Genomic DNA, 17,375 nt, shown 5'->3' on the forward strand with positions numbered 1-17,375 from the left:
TCCATCGCGCATGGGCGCGGGGCCGTCAAGCGTCCTCGGCGGCAGCCTCGCGCGCGCGCAGGGCCTTCAGCCAGCTTTCGACACGTTCGTGGTTCACGCCCATGTCCGACTGGCCAAAGCGCGCCCGGGCATAAAGCTCGATGACCCCATCCTCGGCCTTGACGGTCGTGTAGTCGGGGAAGCCCATCCACTTCGACCGCGTGACATAGGTGATCTGCGCATCCTCCGGCCTGCCCACCAGCACGTCGGTCCGCGGCGTGGCAAGGATGATCGCGTTCAGCGCCTGCAGCGTCTCCGTCCCGCCCGGGATCCGGCGCCGCACGCCGTTGGACAGATCCTGATCCGCCGTCACCTGAGGATCGACGTTCCAGACCGCGGGGTCCGAGGGCGCAAGCCGGATCCGGGCCAGGCCGCCGAGGACGATCGCGAGGATGAGGAAGAAGACCATGCGCACGGAATATCCTGTCTGGCTGACTGCGGTTCCGGGGCAGGAATGCCACGAATCGCCGCGATTGTGAAAGGCACCCTTGCAGGCGGGCGCGGGAGTCCCGCCCCGCCCCGCAGGCGCATGCCCAGAGAGGTGAGCGGTATCAGCCGGTTATTCAAGACATATCCCGGAGGGGCCGGAGCCAGAGACGCCGGACCCCGGGCAGACGGGCGGGATTTCGCCGATCCGCGCCGCGCAGGCCACCGCGCACCCCGGGCCTGCGGCGGCTGCCTCAGCGCCGGGTCGAGGCCCAGATGCTCAGCAGCTCGGTCGCGACATGGGCCGCCGCGATGGCCGTGGCGCCACTGGTGTCGAAGGGCGGCGAGACCTCGACCACGTCGCCGCCGACCATGTTCACCCCCGCCAGACGCCGCAGCATCACCGCCGCCTGATGGCTGGTCAGCCCGCCCCAGACCGGCGTGCCGGTGCCGGGCGCGAAGGCCGGGTCCAGCGCGTCGATGTCGAAGGTGATGTAGCAGGCGGCGCGCCCGACGATCCGATGCACCTGCTCGGCGATCCGCTCGGGCCCGGCGGCATGGACCTCCCGCGCGTCGAGGATATGAAAGCCCATGGTATCGGGGTTGTCGGTGCGGATGCCGATCTGAACCGACCGTTCGGGCACCACGATGCCCTCTTTCGCCGCCGTGTACAGGAAGGTGCCGTGATCCACGCGGCCCGGGTCGTCGTCCGCCCATGTGTCGGTATGGGCATCGAACTGGATCACCGAAAGCGGCCCGTGGACCGCGGCATGAGCCCTCAGCGCCCCGAGCGTCACCGAGTGATCGCCCCCCAGCGCCACGCAGGCCGCGCCCGCGTCGAGAATGCCGCGCACATGCGCCTCGATCCGCGCCGGCACCTCTGCGGGCATGGCATAGTCGAAGGCCATGTCGCCGTAATCGGCTATGGCGAAGTCCGACAGCACGTCGAAGTCCCAGCCATAGGGCTTGTCCATGGTCTGCAACAGCGAGGCCTCGCGGATCGCGCGCGGCCCCAGCCGCGTGCCGGGCCGGTTGGTCACCGCCTGGTCGAAGGGCAGCCCGGTCACGGCGATATCCACGCCGGTCAGGTCCTTGGTGTATCTGCGCCGGAGGAAAGAGGCGGCCCCGGCAAAGACATTCTCGAACGACGGCCCCTTCAGGTCGTCGCGGGTGAAGGCGTGGTCGATCTGGCGCTTGGCATCTTCGAGGGACATGAGGGCGGGGCCTTTTCCGGGTGCCGGGATGGGTGGGCGGGCGGCGCCCGGAAAAGGCGCTGCCCGGCAGTGCTCTGGCGCAAGCGTTACAAAGGCAGGGCCTTCTCGACAAGCCGCGCGAAGAAGCTGGCGCCGATAGGCGCGATGCGGTCGTTGAAGTCGTATTGCGGATGATGGCAGGACGGCGTGTCGCCCTGCCCGAGGAACAGGTAGGCGCCGGGGCGCGCCTGCAGCATATAGGCGAAATCCTCGCCCGGCATGATCGGCGGCGTATCGGCATCCACCTTGTCGGCGCCCAGCACCTCGCGCGCGACCGCGCAGGCAAAGGCCGCCTGTTCGGGATGGTTGATCGTCGGCGGATAGCCTTCGACATAGTCCAGCACCGCGCTCTGGCCGAAGCTCTTGGCCTCGGAACTCGACGACCTCGGCCATGCGGGCCTTGACCCCCTGCTGCGCGGCCTTGTCGTAATACCGCACCGTTCCGTTCAGGACGGCGCTCTCGGGCACGATGTTCATGGCGCTGCCGGTGTGGATCTGCGTCACGCTCAGGATCACCCGGTCGAGCGCATCGACGTTGCGCGACAGGATCGTCTGCAGCGCCATGACGGTCGAAGCCGCGGCCACGACCGGATCGCGGGTCGCATGGGGCTGCGCACCGTGCCCGCCGACGCCGGTGATGGTGACGGTGAACTCGTCCACCCCCGCCAGCAGCGGGCCGGGGTTGGTGTTCAGCGTGCCCTCGGGCAGGCCCGGGGAATTGTGGATGCCATAGACCTCCTCGATGGCGAAACGGTCCATGATGCCCTCTTCGACCATGATCCGCCCGCCGCCCTCGTTTTCCTCGGCGGGCTGGAAGATCAGCGCCACGCGACCCTTGAAGTTGCGCGTCTCGGCCAGGTATTTCGCGGCACCCAGCAGCATCGTGGTATGGCCGTCGTGCCCGCAGGTATGGGCCAGCCCGGGCACGGTCGAGGCATGGTCGGTGCCCGAAAGATCCTCCATCGGCAGCGCGTCCATGTCGGCGCGCAGGCCGATAGTCCGCCCCGGCTCACGCCCCTCGATGATCGCCACCACGCCCGAGCGCGCGATGCCCTGATGGATCTCGGTGATGCCGAAGTCCGTCAGCCTGTCGACGACAAAGGCCGCGGTCTTGAAGCAGTCGAGACCCAGTTCCGGATTGCGGTGCAGGTGGTGGCGCCAGCCGGTCATCTCTTCGGCGCTGGCGGCAATGGAATTCACGATGGCCATGGGGATCTCCTTTGTCGCGTACAGCCTCTGCGGATAAGCGCCCCTGCGCAAGCCCCGGCGCACGCTCTGCCCGCCCCGGCAGAGCGCCTTCGGCGCTCATTTGCTCTTGGGGGCAAGGCCCGTCGCCATTGTCTCTCGGACCAATGGCGCGACAATGACGCCCCCGGATGGGGCTCTGCCCCAAACCCCGAGGTATTTTTGGACCAGAGAAGAAGGGTCAGTGGCGCTCGAACGGTCTTTTCGCTGCGCGCCTCCGTCGGGTCGGGCCGGTCCTTTGCTGGACTCCGCTCTCGGGATCGGAGAGGACCGTGGCACCGCCAAGCAGGAGGACATGTCCATGACCGAATCCGATCGACTGGTTCACGACCCCGGGGGCGGCCTGCCCCGTCTGGTCGAGATCATGCGCCGCCTGCGCGATCCCGAGACCGGCTGTCCCTGGGACATCGAGCAGGATTTCGCCTCTGTCGCCCCCTATACCATCGAGGAGGCCTACGAGGTCGCCGACGCCATCGACCGGCAGGCCTGGGACGAGTTGAAGGGAGAATTGGGCGACCTGCTGTTCCAGTCGGTCTTTCACGCCCAGATGGCGGCGGAACGGGGGCTCTTCGACATCGCGGATGTGGCCGACACCATGTCCGACAAGATGGTGGCGCGGCACCCGCATGTCTTCGGCGAAGAAAGCCGCGACAAGTCCCCGGAGCAGCAGACCCGCGACTGGGAAACGATCAAGGCCGCCGAGCGCGCCCGCAAGGCCGAGACCGGCGTGCTGGACGGCGTGGCGCTGGGGCTGCCGGCGCTGCTGCGCGCCGTCAAGCTGCAGAATCGCGCCGCGCGGGTGGGCTTTGACTGGCCAAGCACCGACGAGGTCATGGACAAGCTGCGCGAGGAAATGGACGAGCTGCGGCAGGCTCCGGATGCGGATGAGCGCTTCGAGGAATTCGGCGACCTGCTCTTTGTCATGGCCAACCTCGCCCGTCACCTGAAGATCGACCCCGAGGCCGCGCTGCGCGCCGCGAACGCAAAATTCACGCGCCGGTTCAGATATATAGAAGACGCCCTCGATGCCGTGGGCAAGCATCCGAAGGACAGTTCCCTGGCAGAGATGGATGCGCTTTGGGACGCCGCCAAGGCCCTGGAGAAGCGCCGCTAGGGTAAGTTGATCTTCGGGCCGCGCGGCACCCCTTTTCCGATAGAATTACTCAGCCATTGACCAGAGTGTTTTACTCGGATTAATTGCGCGCGAAGTCACATGGACACGAGAGGAGATCCCATGTTCCTGCGCGCTACCACCGCCCTTACCCTGACGGCCCTGGCCGCCCCGGCGCTGGCCGAAGGAGAGGTCAACCTGTACTCCTACCGCCAGCCCGAGCTGCTGGCACCGCTGACCGACGCCTTCACCGAGGCGACCGGCATCACGGTCAATGTTGCCCACCTCGACGACGGCATGGTCGAGCGGCTTCAGGCCGAGGGCAGCCGCTCGCCGGCTCGACCTGGTCTTTACCGTCGATATCTCGCGCCTCTTCGCCGTGGTCGACGCCGGGCTGACCCAGTCGGTCGAAAGCGAAACCCTCAGCGAAAACGTGCCCGCGCAGTACCACGATCCCGACGGTCACTGGTGGGGCCTGACCACCCGCGCGCGCATCGTCTATGCCTCGAAAGAGCGCGTCGACCCGGCCGAGGTGACCTCCTACGAGGATCTCGCCGATCCGAAGTGGCAGGGCCGCATCTGCACCCGCTCGGGCACGCATCCCTATAATGTCGCACTGGTCTCGGCGGTTCTGCACCACCACGGCGAAGAAGCCACCAAGGCATGGCTGGAAGGCGTGAAGTCCAACCTCGCCCGCAAACCGCAGGGCAACGACCGCGCGCAGGTCAAGGCGATCTGGGCCGGCGAATGCGATATCTCGCTCGGCAACACCTACTACATGGGCAAGATGCTGGAGGACGAGGAGCAGAAGGCATGGGCCGACAGCGTCAACGTCCTGTTCCCGACCTTCGAAGAGGGCGGCACCCATGTGAACATCTCGGGTGTGGCGATGACGGCGAATGCGCCGAACCGCGAGAACGCGCTGAAGATGATGGAATTCCTGTCCTCGCCCGAGGCACAGGAGATCTACGCCGAAGCGAACTACGAATACCCGATCGCGCCCGGCTCCGAGGCCATCGACCTGGTGAAGGGCTGGGGCAGCTTCGAGGCTGACGAGACCAACCTGATGACCCTGGCAGAGCTGCGCGGCCGAGGCGCTGCGGCTGATCGAAGAGGTCGATTTCGACGGCTGATCGCAGCCGCGCGCCCGCGCGACGCTGACAGAGGAAACGCCCCCGCATGACCCTGCGGGGGCGCTTTGCGTTGCAGGGCCCGGGGAACCGCCCGCGCCCTGCCCTTCTTCGGTCCGGCAATTCCTCGGAGAGCGCGAGAGGCGGCGCCTCTCGCAGGGCCGCGCAGCGGGCGTTCCACCACCACCCCGCAAAAGGAAACGGCGCCCGATGGGCGCCGTCCTCAACATTCAGCCGACTGTCGGCTTACTGGGCTTCCGAGATGAACTTCACCGCGTCGCCGAAGGTCTGGATGGTCTCGGCCGCGTCGTCTGGGATCTCGATGCCGAACTCTTCCTCGAAGGCCATGACCAGCTCGACGGTGTCGAGCGAGTCGGCGCCGAGGTCGTCGATGAACGAAGCGTTCTCGGTGACCTTCTCTTCTTCCACGCTCAGGTGCTCGACCACAATCTTCTTCACGCGATCTGCGATATCGCTCATGTCTTTCCCTCACAGTTCATTCGGACCTTCGGTCCGGTTCGCCCTGCCCCGCGGCTTGGCTTTCATTGCCCGTTCCCGGGCGGCTCGATCTCCCGGCGTGCCGGGGGCTGACAGGGCCGGCGCATGGCGGCCCCGCCCGTAAACCTCGGGCGCCTATAGCACAGGCTGCTGGGATGGCAAATGCTTTCCCGCGCGGCCCCTGCCCGGCTTTCCGGTGCCGTCTACACCATGGCCATGCCGCCGTTCACATGCAATGTCGAACCGGTCACATAGGCCGCTTCGGGGCTGGAAAGATAGAGAACCGCGGCCGCGATCTCTTCCGCTTCGCCCATGCGCCCGGCGGGGATCTGCGTCAGGATCGCCGCCTTCTGCTCGTCGTTGAGCTTGTCGGTCATCGCGGTGCGGACAAAGCCCGGCGCGACGGCGTTCACCGTGACCCCGCGCGTCGCCACCTCGTAGGCCAGCGACTTCGACATGCCCACCAGCCCCGCCTTGGCAGCGGCATAATTGCCCTGCCCGGGATTGCCCGTGGTGCCCACCACCGAGGTGATATTGACGATCCGGCCCCAGCGCGCCTTCATCATGCCGCGCAGAACCCCCTTGCACAGCCGGAACGAGGCGGTGAGGTTAACCTCGAGCACCTGCGCCCATTCCTCCTCGGACATGCGCATGAACAGGTTGTCGCGGGTGATTCCGGCGTTGTTCACCAGGATATCGACGGCGCCCATGGCCTCGGCGGCCTGCTTGGGCAGCGCGGTCACCGCCTCGGCATCGCCAAGGTTGCAGGGCAGCACATGGGCCCGCGAACCCAGCTCGGCGGCCAGCGCCTCCAGCGGCTCGGTGCGGGTTCCGGACAGACCCACGGTGGCTCCTGCACCGTGCAGCGCCTTGGCGATCTCTCCGCCGATGCCGCCGGACGCGCCGGTGATCAGCGCAGCCTTCCCTGTCAGATCAAACATTTCGCTCTCCATTCGCGCGGTGCGAATTCCGTCACGGAATTCGCACCGTTTTCTTTCCAAGAAAACGGCCCTGCGGGGCCGCTGTCCTGTGTCATGCCGTCAGGCTCCGGGCCGCGGCGCTCACGTCGGCGGCGGTGCCCACCGCCTGCACCGAGGCCTCCTTGTGGATGCGGCGCACCATGCCCGACAGCGCCTTGCCGGCGCCGATTTCCCAGAATTCGGTCACCCCCTGCCCGACCATGAAGGCCGCCGACTCGCGCCAGCGCACCGCGCCGCAGACCTGCTCGACCAGCAGCGAGCGGATCGTCGCCTCGTCCGTCACCCGGTCGGCGGTCACATTGGCCACCAGGGGCACCGCGGGCGCCGAGATATGCACATCGTCCAGCGCTTCGGCCATGACGCGGGCCGCCGGGGCCATCAGCGCACAGTGGAAGGGCGCGCTGACCGGCAGCATCAGCGCCCGCTTGGCCCCGGCCTCCTTGGCCAGCGCCGCGGCGCGTTCCACCGCCGCCTTCGCGCCGGAAATCACCACCTGCGCCGGGTCGTTGTCATTGGCCGCCGCAAGCACCTCGCCCTCTGCGGCCTCGGCCACCAGTTTGCGCACCGCCGCCAGGTCGAGCCCCAGAACCGCCGCCATGGCGCCCTCGCCCACCCGCACCGCCTCTTGCATGGCCTTGCCGCGCAGCCGCAGAAGCCGGGCCGCATCCGCCGGGGTCAGGCTGCCCGCCGCCGTCAGCGCCGAGTATTCGCCCAGCGAGTGTCCCGCCACGAAGGCAGCCGCCCCGATCGTCACGCCCTCGGCCTCGAGCGCGCGCATCGCCGCCAGCGAGGTCGCCATCAGCGCGGGCTGCGCGTTCTGCGTCAGGGTCAGGGTCTCGGCGTCGCCTTCCCAGATCAGGGCAGAGAGGCTTTCGCCCAATGCCTCGTCGACCTCGTCAAAGACCGCACGCGCGGCGGGGTAGGCCTCGGCCAGATCGCGGCCCATGCCGATGGCCTGTGCCCCCTGTCCCGGGAAGATGAATGCGCGGCTCATGACCCTCTCCTTGCGTGATGCCGATCTTGTTGAAGACAAGCCCTTACAAGGCGGACGAGGCTTCCGCAATCTCCGCCTGAGTCGGACGGTCACGTGATCCCTGCGCGCAACGCGCCCGGCGCGCCGCCCGTCGGGGCGCGGTACGAGGGGTCACGCGCCTGCGCGCGTTGCGCCCGTCACGGCACGGAAGGCGGCTCGGGCGCCCGCCCGGGAACGCCGCAGAGCGCACCGGGGCAGACAGCCCATCGCAAGGGGCGCAACGGTCCCTTCCCGGCGAAGGGCCGGGGCCCGCTCAGCCCCTCTGTCCGCGTGTGACGACCAGGCAGCACATCCCGGCAATCAGCATGACCAACGAGATGCCCAGTTTCATCAGGAACAGCATCGGCATCCCGCCCGAGACCGGCACAAGCCACAGCCCGAAGGCCGCCAGCGTCAGGGCGCCGCCCAGCACCGTCAGCAGGACACGCGCCAGAAAACTCGGGGCACGGGGGGATTCGGCCCGGGGCGCCCGGTCTGTCTGGGGTGCGGTTGCGGTCATGATCTCTCCTGCAGGGTCCTGGCGGTCGTGCCCGCAGTGTCCCGGCACAAGTGGACAGCATTGCGGCGCCTTCCGGGAATTGCTGCGGCGCCGCAGCGAACCCTTGCGAAACCCGCCTATCCGTGTATATGGGACCTTCCTCTCGCAAGACGTATTCATCCCGCGCAGTCTCTCGTGGGCAGGGTGCGAGAGGCCAAGGCCCCTGCCCTTTGAAATGCGCCATGACAGAAATGGAGTGCACATGCCGCTTTACGAGCATGTCTTTATCTCGCGTCAGGACCTGTCCAACGCGCAGGCCGAAGGTCTCGTCGAACACTTCTCGACCGTCCTCTCCGACAACGGCGGCAAGGTCGTCGAGTCCGAGTACTGGGGCGTCAAGACCATGGCCTACAAGATCAACAAGAACCGCAAGGGCCACTATGCCTTCCTTCGGACCGACGCTTCCTCGGACGCGGTTCAGGAGATGGAGCGCCTGATGCGCCTGCACGACGACGTGATGCGCGTCCTGACCATCAAGGTCGACGAGCACGCCGAAGGTCCGTCGATCCAGATGCAGAAGCGCGACGAGCGCGGTGACCGTGGCGACCGCCGCGAGCGCCGGCCCCGCGACTGATCCCGAAACAAGGAGTTAAACCATGGCTGCAAAACCGTTTTTCCGCCGCCGCAAGGTCTGCCCCTTCTCGGGAGACAATGCGCCCAAGATCGACTACAAGGACACCAAGCTGCTGCAGCGTTACGTGTCCGAGCGCGGCAAGATCGTGCCGTCGCGCATCACCGCCGTCTCGGCCAAGAAGCAGCGTGAGCTGGCCCGTGCCATCAAGCGCGCCCGCTTCCTCGCCCTGCTGCCCTACGCCGTGAAGTAAGGAGAGAGCGACATGCAAGTTATCCTTCTCGAACGCGTGGCCAAGCTGGGCCAGATGGGCGACGTCGTCTCCGTCAAGCCGGGCTATGCGCGCAACTACCTGCTGCTGCAGGGCAAGGCGCTGACCGCCTCGAAAGAGAACATCGCCTCCTTCGAAGAGCAGAAAGCCCAGCTCGAGGCACGCAACCTCGAAACCAAGGGTGAGGCCGAGAAACTGGCCGAGCGTCTCGACGGCCAGAAGTTCGTCGTGATTCGCCAGGCGTCGGACGGCGGCAACCTCTACGGCTCCGTCACCACCCGTGACGCCTCCGAAGTGGCCACCGCCGAGGGCTTCTCGATCGACCGCAAGCAGGTCCTGATCCGTCAGCCGATCAAGGAACTGGGTCTGCACGACATCGAGGTGCACCTGCACCCCGAGGTCATGTGCATGGTCACGCTGAACGTCGCCCGCTCGCCCGAAGAGGCCGAGCTTCAGGAAGCCGGCAAGTCCATCCAGGACCTGGCCGCCGAGGAAGAGGCAGCCGCCGAATTCGAGGTCAGCCAGCTGTTCGACGACATGGGCGGCGCCGCCAATGACGACTTCGGCGACAATGCCCCGGCACCGCGCGCCGAAGAGGGCTCCGAGGATCCGCGCGACGAGGTGTAAACCCTCGCCGCACAGGCACCCGAACATTGAACCGCGCCGCATCCCGGCGCGGTTTTTTCTTTTTTGTCAGTCAGTTGACGGCCCTTCGGCGGCGCAAGGAAACCGTCACGCAACCGTCGCCCCGCCGTTACACTCCGCCCTCAGGTTTGCGCACGTGGCCCGCCGATTCCCGGCAGGCCGACCGATTTGCAAGCCAGAGAGGCCAGCCATGAAAAAGAGCGATCTCATCGACCTGTCCTGGGACGAGTTCGACGAACTGCGCGACCCCCGCCCTGCCGGAAACGATTTCGACGCCGTCGTCGAGCGTGCCATCTCGCGCCGGGGCTTCCTGGGCGGCGCGCTGGCCTTCGGCTCTGGCGCCGTGGCCATGGGTGCGGGCGTCTTCGGCTCGGCCACCTCGGCCCGCGCGCAGGCCGCCGGTTTCGCCTTCACCCCCATCGACATCGCCACCGACTTCGACATCCACGTCCCCGAGGGCTACGCGTGGAAGCCGCTGGTGCGCTGGGGCGACGCCCTGTGGTCCGAGGCAGAGGGCGCCTTCTCGCCCGAGACCGGCGTGTCGGTCGAGATGTCGGACAAGGTCTTCGGCGAGAACACCGACGGCATGGAACTGTTCGAGGTGGACGGCAAGCAGCTGATCGCCGTGAACTCCGAATATGTGAACCCCAAGATCAACCTGCCCGCCGACAGCGAGGGCATGCCCAAGAACGCCGACGAAGTCGTGCTGCTGAAGAACCTGCAGGGCGTGACCGTGATGGAAGTGGCCGATCAGGGCGAAGGCTATTCCGTCGTCGTGGACAGCCCCTACAACCGCCGCATCACCCATGAGACCCAGATGACCATGGACGGCCCCGTCGCCGGGTCCGATCTGGTCAAGACCAATGCCGACCCCGAGGGCATGAGCCCCAAGGGCACCATGAACAACTGCGGCTCGGGCCGGACGCTCTGGGGCACCTACCTGACCTGCGAAGAGAACTTCAACGGCTACTTCGGCGCCACCGGCGAGTTCACCCTGACCGAAGGCTTCGAGCGCTACGGCATCGGCGGCGAAGGCCGCTACGCCTACGAGAAATTCGACGAGCGCTATGACCTGTCGAAAGAGCCGATGGAGCCCAACCGCCACGGCTGGATCACAGAGATCGACCCCGCGAACCCGGACAGCACCCCGGTCAAGCACAGCGCCCTGGGCCGCTTCAAGCACGAGAACGCCGCGATGACGCAGACCGCCGACGGTCGCGTCGTGGTCTACATGGGCGACGACGAACGCGGCGAGTTCATCTATCGCTACGTCTCGAACGGCGTCTACACCGAGGGCGGTTCTACCGACGGGCTGCTGTCGGACGGCACGCTATATGTGGCCAAGTTCAACGACGACATGACCGGCGAATGGCTGGCCCTGACGCCCGAGACCACCGGCATGGAACTGGCCGAGCTGCTGGTGCACGCCCGCATGGCAGGGTCGAAGGTCGGCGCGACCACCATGGACCGCCCCGAGTGGATCGCCGTGAACCCGCTGAAGTCCGAAGCCTACTGCGCGCTCACCAACAACTCCAAGCGCGGCAGCGAGGGCATGCCGGTCAACGCGGCCAACCCGCGCGAGACCAACGACTACGGCCAGATCGTGCGCTGGCGCCCCGAGGGCGAGGACCACGGCGCCGAGACCTTCGCCTGGGATCTCTACGTCATGGCGGGCAACCCGGCGGTCTACGACAACGCCTATGGCGGGTCCGACAACGTCAGCCCCGGCAACATGTTCAACTCGCCGGACGGCATGGCCTTCGACACGCAGGGCATGCTGTGGATCCAGACCGACGGCGACGACAGCAACGAAGGCGACTTCGCCGGTCAGGGCAACAACCAGATGCTGGTGGGCAACACGGAAACCGGCGACATCGCCCGCTTCCTGACCGCGCCCAACGGCGCCGAAGTCACCGGCCTGTGCTGGTCGGCGGACAAGAAGGTGGCCTTCGTGGGCATCCAGCACCCGGGCGGTTCGTGGCCGGACGGTGACGGCATCCCGCGCTCGTCGGTGATCTCGGTCTGGCGCGAGGACGGCCAGGCCATCGGTTAAGCCGGATCCTGAAAGACCCGGGGGCCGCGTCGCAGTGTGGACGCGGCCCTTTTCTATGGGCGGTGAACACTCCCCTGCCCGTTCCGCAGCCGGAATGCGACAAGGCCGCCCCGGTTCGAGGCCTGCGGCCCCCCAACCCCCCGACACCCTCTGGCCCCGCCCCTGAAAAGCGAAAAGGCCGCCCCCAGCGGGAGCGGCCTTCGTCTCTTTGGTGCGGCGCGGCAGACCCCTGCCGCAGCCGACCGGGAAGATCACTCTTCGTCCAGAGCCTCGACGGCGGTCTGAAGCTCTTCCTTCGAAATCTCCTTCTCGGAAACTTTCGCCTGCTCGGCGATCAGGTCGATGACCTTGTCCTCGAAGATCGGCGCGCGCAGCTGCTGCTGCATGCCCGGGTTCTGGCGGACGTATTCGAAGAACTGACGCTCCTGACCCGGGTACTGGCGGGCCTCGGCTCATGATCGCCTGGGTCATCTCGGCCTCGGTCACTTCGACCTCTGCCTTCTGACCCAGCTCGGCCAGCAGCAGGCCAAGGCGCACGCGGCGCTCGGCCAGAGACTTGTGCTCATCCGTGGCTTCGATCTCGCCGTGGTCGTGGCCCTGAACCTCGGGGTTCTCTTCGTGCCACAGCTGGTGCGCGATCTGCTTGGCCTCGGCATCGACCAGCGAGGGCGGCAGGTCGAAGGACACCATGCCGTCCAGCTTGTCCAGCATCCCGCGCTTCATCACCTGACGTGCGGCACCGGCATACTCGGCTTCGAGACGCTCACGGATCTGGCCCTTCAGCGCCTCGAGATCCTCGGCACCGAATTTCTTCGCCAGTTCGTCGTTGATCTCGGCGGCCTTGGGCGCCTTGACCTCTTTGACGGTCACGTCAAAGACCGCGTCCTTGCCGGCCAGGTTCTCGGCGCCGTATTCCTCGGGGAACTTGACCTCGACGGCCTTCTCGTCACCGGCCTTCACGCCGACCAGCTGCTCTTCGAAGCCGGGGATGAAGGAACCGGAGCCAAGCGCCAGCGGGTAGTCCTCTGCCGCGCCGCCTTCGAAGGCCTCGCCGTCGACCTTGCCGACGAAGTCGATCACGACCTGGTCGCCGTCCTCGGACGCGCCGTCCTTGGCCTCGAACTCCTGCGCGGTCTTGGCCAGCGACTCCAGCGCCTCGTCGACGTCCGCGTCAGCGGCTTTCACCACCAGCTTCTCGACCTCGATCGCGGTCAGGTCCAGCTCGGGCACCTCGGGCAGCGCCTCGTAGGTCATCTCGACGTTGACGTCGTCGCCCTCTTTCCAGTCCTCGTTGGTCATCTTGACCTCGGGCTGAAGCGCCGGGCGGTCACCGCTGTCCTCGAAATGCTTGTTCATGGCGCCGTCGATGGCTTCCTGCATCGACTCGCCCATCAGACGCTGGCCGAACTGCTTCTTCAGCAGCGGCAGAGGCACCTTGCCCTTGCGAAAGCCCTTCAGCTCGATGTCGGGCTGGGCTTCTTTCAGTTTCTCGGTGACCTTCTCTTCAAGCTCTGCTGCCGTCACCGTGATGGCGTAGCCGCGCTTGAGGCCTTCGTTCAGCGTCTCAGTGACCTGCATGTTCATCCCTCAGAATTGCGGAGCGCCCCGGAAGGCGGGGCGCGGAAGTACGAATTTGGCATCTTCTATTGCCCGAACGGCCCTTGTGCAAGCGGGTTTCGCCCGTTTGCAAGGGCCCGCCGAGGCCGGTGCCGGAACCGCAGGACGGCGGAAATCCGCAGGCCGCTCCCGGGGTCATACAGCGGCGCCGCCGCGCCCGCGAACTTCTGTCCGCAGGACGCGCGAACCGCATGGGTCTCGGCGAAGGGAGGAACGCCGAAACGCGGCCTGCCCGCCGTGCAGCGTCATGATGCCGGGGACGATCGCATTCGATTCGAGGGCAACGTCCCGCGCATCCACCCCGCCCGAAAGCGCCAGTGTCCTCGGTCGCGCCGGGCGGTCTCGCCTGCCTGACCATGACGGAGGGTTGCTTGTCTTCGGGGACGCAGGCAGCGCTGCCCGCCGCGCAGGGCCTGAACCGCCGCGCGGAAAGCAACCGACCGCCCCCTGCGGGACGGCTCGGTCATGTCATCCCGCAGGGGGCCGGATCAGGCGATCAGGATATCGTCAAAGCTCAGGTCCGCCCGGTTGGTCAGCTGCGCCACGGCAATGGCATCCAGCGCGCCCGAGCCATCCGCGTCGTAGTAAAGCGTCCCGTCCCCGGAGTCGTAGATCATGCGCTGGTCGGCGGTCTGCGCCACGCCGTACTGCGCAACAAGGAACTGGCTTTCCAGAAGCGCCCCCGCTGTCAGCGTGTCGAAGATCGCGCCGTCCAGCAGGATGTTGTCGGTGCCGGCGGTGAAGTCGAGGATGCGATCCACGTTCGAGGCCGCGGGCGCAGTGTCGAAGAGGAAGCTGTCCGCCCCGGCCATGCCGCGCAGGACGTCCTTGCCCTCGCCGCCAGAGATCGTGTCGTCGCCGTCGTAGCCATAGAGGTAATTGCGGCCCGCACCGCCGATCAGCAGGTCGCCGTGGTCCGAACCATAGACGTTCTCGACATTCGAGATCACATCGCCTTCGGCCTCGCCCCCCGTGCCGCTGCCGGTGCGCAGGTTCACGGTAACGCCCGCGTCCGACCCGCCATACAGCACCGTGTCGACCCCGGCGCCGCCGTCCAGGGTGTCGGCGCCCTCGCCGCCGCGCAACCTGTCCTTGCCCGCGCCGCCGAAGATTGCGTCGTCGCCATCGTTGCCGATGATTTCATTTGCACCCGCGTCGCCGGTCAGCACATCGCCGTGGTCCGACCCCTGGATGTTCTCGAAGTTGGTGACCACGTCGCCCTCGGCATCGCCGCCGCTGCTGACCGTGCCGGGTTCGAGGCTGATGGTCACCCCTTCGCGCGACCCGAGGTAGCGCAGCCAGTCGGTGCCATCGCCGCCGTCCAGCGTGTCGGCCCCGGCGCCGCCGCGGATCACGTCGTCGCCGCCCATGCCGTTGATCACATCCGCCCCGCCGTAACCGAAGAGCGTGTTGGCCCCCGCGTCGCCGGTCAGCACGTCGGCGGCATTGCTGCCATAGATATGCTCGAAGCCCGAGATCACGTCGCCCTCGGCATCGCCGCCAGAGGCCGTCCCGGCGCCAAGGTCGATGCGGACACCGGCCTGCGAGCCGTAGTAATACAGCACATCCTCACCGGCGCCGCCGTCGAGCGTATCGGCGCCCGCGCCGCCCGAAACAGTGTCGCAGCCGTCGCCAGCCTCGATCAGGTCGTCACCGCCGTGCCCCTGCAGGGAATCGTCGCCGCCAAGCCCGTAGATGCCGTTCATTCCGCCGTCGCCGGACAGGTCGTCGTCGCCTTCGGTCCCGACGATGTCGTCCCGCCTGTCGTCGAGGTCGATCGAAACGCTGCCCAGCGCCTCTGCCGTGCTGCCCTGCCCGACGCGGATGCTCAGTGCCCCGGCGCCCTCGCCAAAGGCATCCTGATCGCCAAGATAGGACAGCGCGTCCGCGGCGTCGTCAAGGTAACGCTCCAGATGCTTGACCTTGCCGGACAGCGTCACGGTGCCGGTGCCGGACCCGGCGATGTCGATCGGCCCATAACGGTCGGCAAACAGCGCGCCGGAACTGACCTCGAAGGTCAGGGTGATGATGTCGTTCTTGCCGCCGAGACTGCCCAGATCCAGATCCGACAGATCCAGCGTCCCACGCTGGTCTTCCACGAAGCGCAGTCTTTCGGGCAGTTGCCCGGCAATCCCGTTGCCGGTGTCACCGCCACGGCCTCCGGTTTCCCAGCCGAAAATATCCCATTCCCAATAAGAGCCGTTCCAATACCACATGTGCCTGTTCTCACCAATCTGGCGGGTCCGTCGCAGGCTGGATCCCCATGGCGCCGACGCCTCGTTTCGGCGCTTGGCAGGACCCAGGACCGACGGACCGGCCTGTTCTCTACTAGCGGACTGTTAACCGTAAGATTGTGGTCAGCTTTTGCCGGGAATTTGGGCATTTTGCGGTCCGCCCCGCAGGAAGCTCCGGCGAGCCCCCTGAGAAATCAATTTTAATTCAAGGCACTAAACGCATTTTGACCCTGCCACAGTTCGATTGTTCCCAACCTGGAAGCAGTCCGTTTCCACAGCCCTGAATCTTTCAGGTTTCGTGCAAATTTTCGCCATTTTTGCCCGCCATTAATGATTGCAAGAACCAATAAAAAGGTAGGGCAGATGGTCTCGAAATCGCTTCAGGAAACGCGCCTCAACCGGGACGCAAGGGTCACGCGGCTACAGCTTGTCGCCGATAACGAAACGATCAAATCCACCGCGGAACGGGTGGCGGTGATCGGCCTTGGCTACGTCGGCCTGCCGCTGGCGGTGCGCCTGGCCCGCCGCTTCGAAGAGGTTGCGGGTTTCGACATCTCGACCCGCCGCGTGGCAGAGATCAAGAACGGCATCGACGGCTCGAACGAGGTCGACGCCCTGACGCTGCGCACCTGCGGGCTGAAGGCCAGCGCCGATCGCCGCAGCATCGCCAAGGCCTCTTTCTACATCGTGACCGTGCCGACGCCGATCAACGCCTCGAACCAGCCCGACCTCGGTCCGCTGATCTCGGCCTGCGAGACGGTCGGCCCCTGCCTGAGCAAGGGAGACGTGGTAGTCTTCGAATCCACCGTCTACCCGGGCGCCACCGAAGAAATCTGCGCGCCGATCCTCGAACGCCTGTCGGGCCTGACCTGCGGCACCGACTTCGGGCTGGGCTACAGCCCCGAGCGCATCAACCCCGGCGACAAGGTCAACACCGTCGCCAATGTGGTCAAGGTGATCTCGGGCGACAGCGCCGGGACGCTGGAACGCATCCGCAGCCTTTATGCCTCGGTCATCGACGCGGGCCTGCACGCCGCCCCCAGCATCAAGGTGGCCGAGGCCGCCAAGGTGCTGGAAAACACCCAGCGCGACGTGAACATCGCCCTGATGAACGAGATGTCGATGATCTGCGACAAGATCGGCGTGAACACCCATGACGTGATCGAGGCCGCCTCGACCAAGTGGAACTTCGTCAGGATGACCCCCGGCCTTGTCGGCGGGCACTGCATCGGCGTCGATCCCTATTACCTCGCCGCGCTGGCGGAACGGCTGGGCCACAACCCGCAGCTGATCATGGCCGGGCGCCGCACCAATGAAAGCATGGTGCGCCATGTGGCCGACGCGGCGCTGCGCTTCCTGATCAAGCAGGGCGGCGACCTTGCCGGCAAGCGCGTGGGCATCTGCGGCATTACCTTCAAGGAAGACGTGCCCGACCTGCGCAACTCGAAGACGCTGGAGCTGATCGAGGTGCTGCGCGGCTACGGCCTGCAACCGGTCATGCACGACCCGCAATGCGACGCCGCCGAGGCCGCGCATTACGGCATCGAACTGACCGACAATGCCGATTTCAACGATCTCGACATGATGATCCTGGCCACCGCGCATCGCGAGTACATCGAGGACAAGGGCTTTTTCCGGCGCATCCGCGAGGGCGGCGTGCTGATGGACGTCAAGGCGGTCTTCCGCAAGACGCCCCTGCCCGGCACCCTGACCTACTGGTCGCTGTAAGCA

The 17,375-nt window shown here is 66.6% G+C and carries 13 protein-coding genes and 3 pseudogenes; 7 read left to right on the plus strand and 9 right to left on the minus strand.

The window, feature by feature from the left end:
* Positions 1 to 25: 25 nt before the first annotated feature.
* The 3 genes and pseudogenes from ABFB10_RS01790 to ABFB10_RS01800 all read right to left on the minus strand — a co-directional run bounded on the left by ABFB10_RS01790 (position 26) and on the right by ABFB10_RS01800 (position 2,927).
* Positions 26 to 448 carry a DUF1499 domain-containing protein gene (locus ABFB10_RS01790; protein ID WP_347167909.1) on the minus strand — a complete coding sequence of 141 codons (423 nt, stop codon included), beginning with the start codon at positions 446 to 448 and terminating at the stop codon, positions 26 to 28.
* Between the two features lie 271 nt (positions 449 to 719).
* Complete coding sequence (speB, locus tag ABFB10_RS01795) at positions 720 to 1,679, minus strand: agmatinase (protein ID WP_347165080.1); 960 nt, start codon at positions 1,677 to 1,679, stop codon at positions 720 to 722.
* Positions 1,680 to 1,765: 86 nt separating this feature from the next.
* A pseudogene (locus tag ABFB10_RS01800) lies at positions 1,766 to 2,927 on the minus strand (M20 aminoacylase family protein).
* A gap of 337 nt (positions 2,928 to 3,264) precedes the next feature.
* Between ABFB10_RS01800 and mazG the strand changes: the two are divergent.
* Positions 3,265 to 4,077 carry a nucleoside triphosphate pyrophosphohydrolase gene (mazG, locus tag ABFB10_RS01805; protein ID WP_347165082.1) on the plus strand — a complete coding sequence of 271 codons (813 nt, stop codon included), beginning with the start codon at positions 3,265 to 3,267 and terminating at the stop codon, positions 4,075 to 4,077.
* A gap of 120 nt (positions 4,078 to 4,197) precedes the next feature.
* Positions 4,198 to 5,207, plus strand: a pseudogene (locus tag ABFB10_RS01810) (Fe(3+) ABC transporter substrate-binding protein).
* 243 nt (positions 5,208 to 5,450) lie between these two features.
* Here ABFB10_RS01810 and ABFB10_RS01815 read toward each other — a convergent pair.
* The 4 genes from ABFB10_RS01815 to ABFB10_RS01830 form a co-directional block, all read right to left on the minus strand.
* Positions 5,451 to 5,684 (minus strand): acyl carrier protein, encoded by a 234-nt coding sequence (locus ABFB10_RS01815; protein WP_023850233.1) that lies wholly within the window; start codon positions 5,682 to 5,684, stop codon positions 5,451 to 5,453.
* 221 nt (positions 5,685 to 5,905) lie between these two features.
* Positions 5,906 to 6,643 carry a 3-oxoacyl-[acyl-carrier-protein] reductase gene (gene fabG / locus ABFB10_RS01820; protein WP_347165084.1) on the minus strand — a complete coding sequence of 246 codons (738 nt, stop codon included), beginning with the start codon at positions 6,641 to 6,643 and terminating at the stop codon, positions 5,906 to 5,908.
* Between the two features lie 91 nt (positions 6,644 to 6,734).
* On the minus strand, positions 6,735 to 7,676 hold the full coding sequence (gene fabD, locus ABFB10_RS01825) for an ACP S-malonyltransferase (RefSeq protein WP_347165086.1): 942 nt from the start codon (positions 7,674 to 7,676) through the stop codon (positions 6,735 to 6,737).
* Between the two features lie 292 nt (positions 7,677 to 7,968).
* A complete protein-coding gene (locus ABFB10_RS01830) occupies positions 7,969 to 8,214 on the minus strand; it encodes a hypothetical protein (protein ID WP_347165087.1) in 246 nt (81 codons plus the stop codon).
* Positions 8,215 to 8,455: 241 nt separating this feature from the next.
* Between ABFB10_RS01830 and rpsF the strand changes: the two genes are divergently transcribed.
* The 4 genes from rpsF (at position 8,456) to ABFB10_RS01850 (ending at position 11,793) form a co-directional block, all read left to right on the plus strand.
* Positions 8,456 to 8,827: a 30S ribosomal protein S6 gene (rpsF, locus tag ABFB10_RS01835; RefSeq protein ID WP_023850237.1), complete on the plus strand. Its 372-nt coding sequence runs from the start codon at positions 8,456 to 8,458 to the stop codon at positions 8,825 to 8,827.
* 22 nt (positions 8,828 to 8,849) lie between these two features.
* On the plus strand, positions 8,850 to 9,077 hold the full coding sequence (gene rpsR / locus ABFB10_RS01840; protein ID WP_023850238.1) for a 30S ribosomal protein S18: 228 nt from the start codon (positions 8,850 to 8,852) through the stop codon (positions 9,075 to 9,077).
* 12 nt (positions 9,078 to 9,089) lie between these two features.
* Positions 9,090 to 9,722 (plus strand): 50S ribosomal protein L9, encoded by a 633-nt coding sequence (gene rplI / locus ABFB10_RS01845; protein WP_347165088.1) that lies wholly within the window; start codon positions 9,090 to 9,092, stop codon positions 9,720 to 9,722.
* 208 nt (positions 9,723 to 9,930) lie between these two features.
* Positions 9,931 to 11,793: a PhoX family protein gene (locus ABFB10_RS01850; protein WP_347165089.1), complete on the plus strand. Its 1,863-nt coding sequence runs from the start codon at positions 9,931 to 9,933 to the stop codon at positions 11,791 to 11,793.
* Between the two features lie 251 nt (positions 11,794 to 12,044).
* Here ABFB10_RS01850 and tig read toward each other — a convergent pair.
* Positions 12,045 to 13,371, minus strand: a pseudogene (tig, locus tag ABFB10_RS01855) (trigger factor).
* Between the two features lie 527 nt (positions 13,372 to 13,898).
* Positions 13,899 to 15,626 (minus strand): calcium-binding protein, encoded by a 1,728-nt coding sequence (locus tag ABFB10_RS01860; RefSeq protein ID WP_347165090.1) that lies wholly within the window; start codon positions 15,624 to 15,626, stop codon positions 13,899 to 13,901.
* A 381-nt stretch (positions 15,627 to 16,007) separates the two neighbouring features.
* On the opposite strand from ABFB10_RS01860, the gene ABFB10_RS01865 reads away from it, so the two are divergent.
* The gene (locus tag ABFB10_RS01865; RefSeq protein WP_347165091.1) at positions 16,008 to 17,372 is read left to right on the plus strand and encodes a nucleotide sugar dehydrogenase; all 1,365 of its coding nucleotides are present in this window, start codon (positions 16,008 to 16,010) and stop codon (positions 17,370 to 17,372) included.
* The last annotated feature ends 3 nt before the right edge of the window (positions 17,373 to 17,375 follow it).

Origin of the sequence: Ponticoccus litoralis, from assembly GCF_039769985.1 — a bacterium.
Classification (GTDB): Bacteria; Pseudomonadota; Alphaproteobacteria; order Rhodobacterales; family Rhodobacteraceae; genus Ponticoccus; species Ponticoccus litoralis.

Coding starts and splice junctions, on each gene's coding strand:
- ABFB10_RS01790 (WP_347167909.1), bottom strand. CDS start 448: ATGGTCTTCTTCCTCATCCTCGCGATCGTCCTCGGCGGCCTGGCCCGG.
- speB (WP_347165080.1), bottom strand. CDS start 1,679: ATGTCCCTCGAAGATGCCAAGCGCCAGATCGACCACGCCTTCACCCGC.
- mazG (WP_347165082.1), top strand. CDS start 3,265: ATGACCGAATCCGATCGACTGGTTCACGACCCCGGGGGCGGCCTGCCC.
- ABFB10_RS01815 (WP_023850233.1), bottom strand. CDS start 5,684: ATGAGCGATATCGCAGATCGCGTGAAGAAGATTGTGGTCGAGCACCTG.
- fabG (WP_347165084.1), bottom strand. CDS start 6,643: ATGTTTGATCTGACAGGGAAGGCTGCGCTGATCACCGGCGCGTCCGGC.
- fabD (WP_347165086.1), bottom strand. CDS start 7,676: ATGAGCCGCGCATTCATCTTCCCGGGACAGGGGGCACAGGCCATCGGC.
- ABFB10_RS01830 (WP_347165087.1), bottom strand. CDS start 8,214: ATGACCGCAACCGCACCCCAGACAGACCGGGCGCCCCGGGCCGAATCC.
- rpsF (WP_023850237.1), top strand. CDS start 8,456: ATGCCGCTTTACGAGCATGTCTTTATCTCGCGTCAGGACCTGTCCAAC.
- rpsR (WP_023850238.1), top strand. CDS start 8,850: ATGGCTGCAAAACCGTTTTTCCGCCGCCGCAAGGTCTGCCCCTTCTCG.
- rplI (WP_347165088.1), top strand. CDS start 9,090: ATGCAAGTTATCCTTCTCGAACGCGTGGCCAAGCTGGGCCAGATGGGC.
- ABFB10_RS01850 (WP_347165089.1), top strand. CDS start 9,931: ATGAAAAAGAGCGATCTCATCGACCTGTCCTGGGACGAGTTCGACGAA.
- ABFB10_RS01860 (WP_347165090.1), bottom strand. CDS start 15,626: ATGTGGTATTGGAACGGCTCTTATTGGGAATGGGATATTTTCGGCTGG.
- ABFB10_RS01865 (WP_347165091.1), top strand. CDS start 16,008: ATGGTCTCGAAATCGCTTCAGGAAACGCGCCTCAACCGGGACGCAAGG.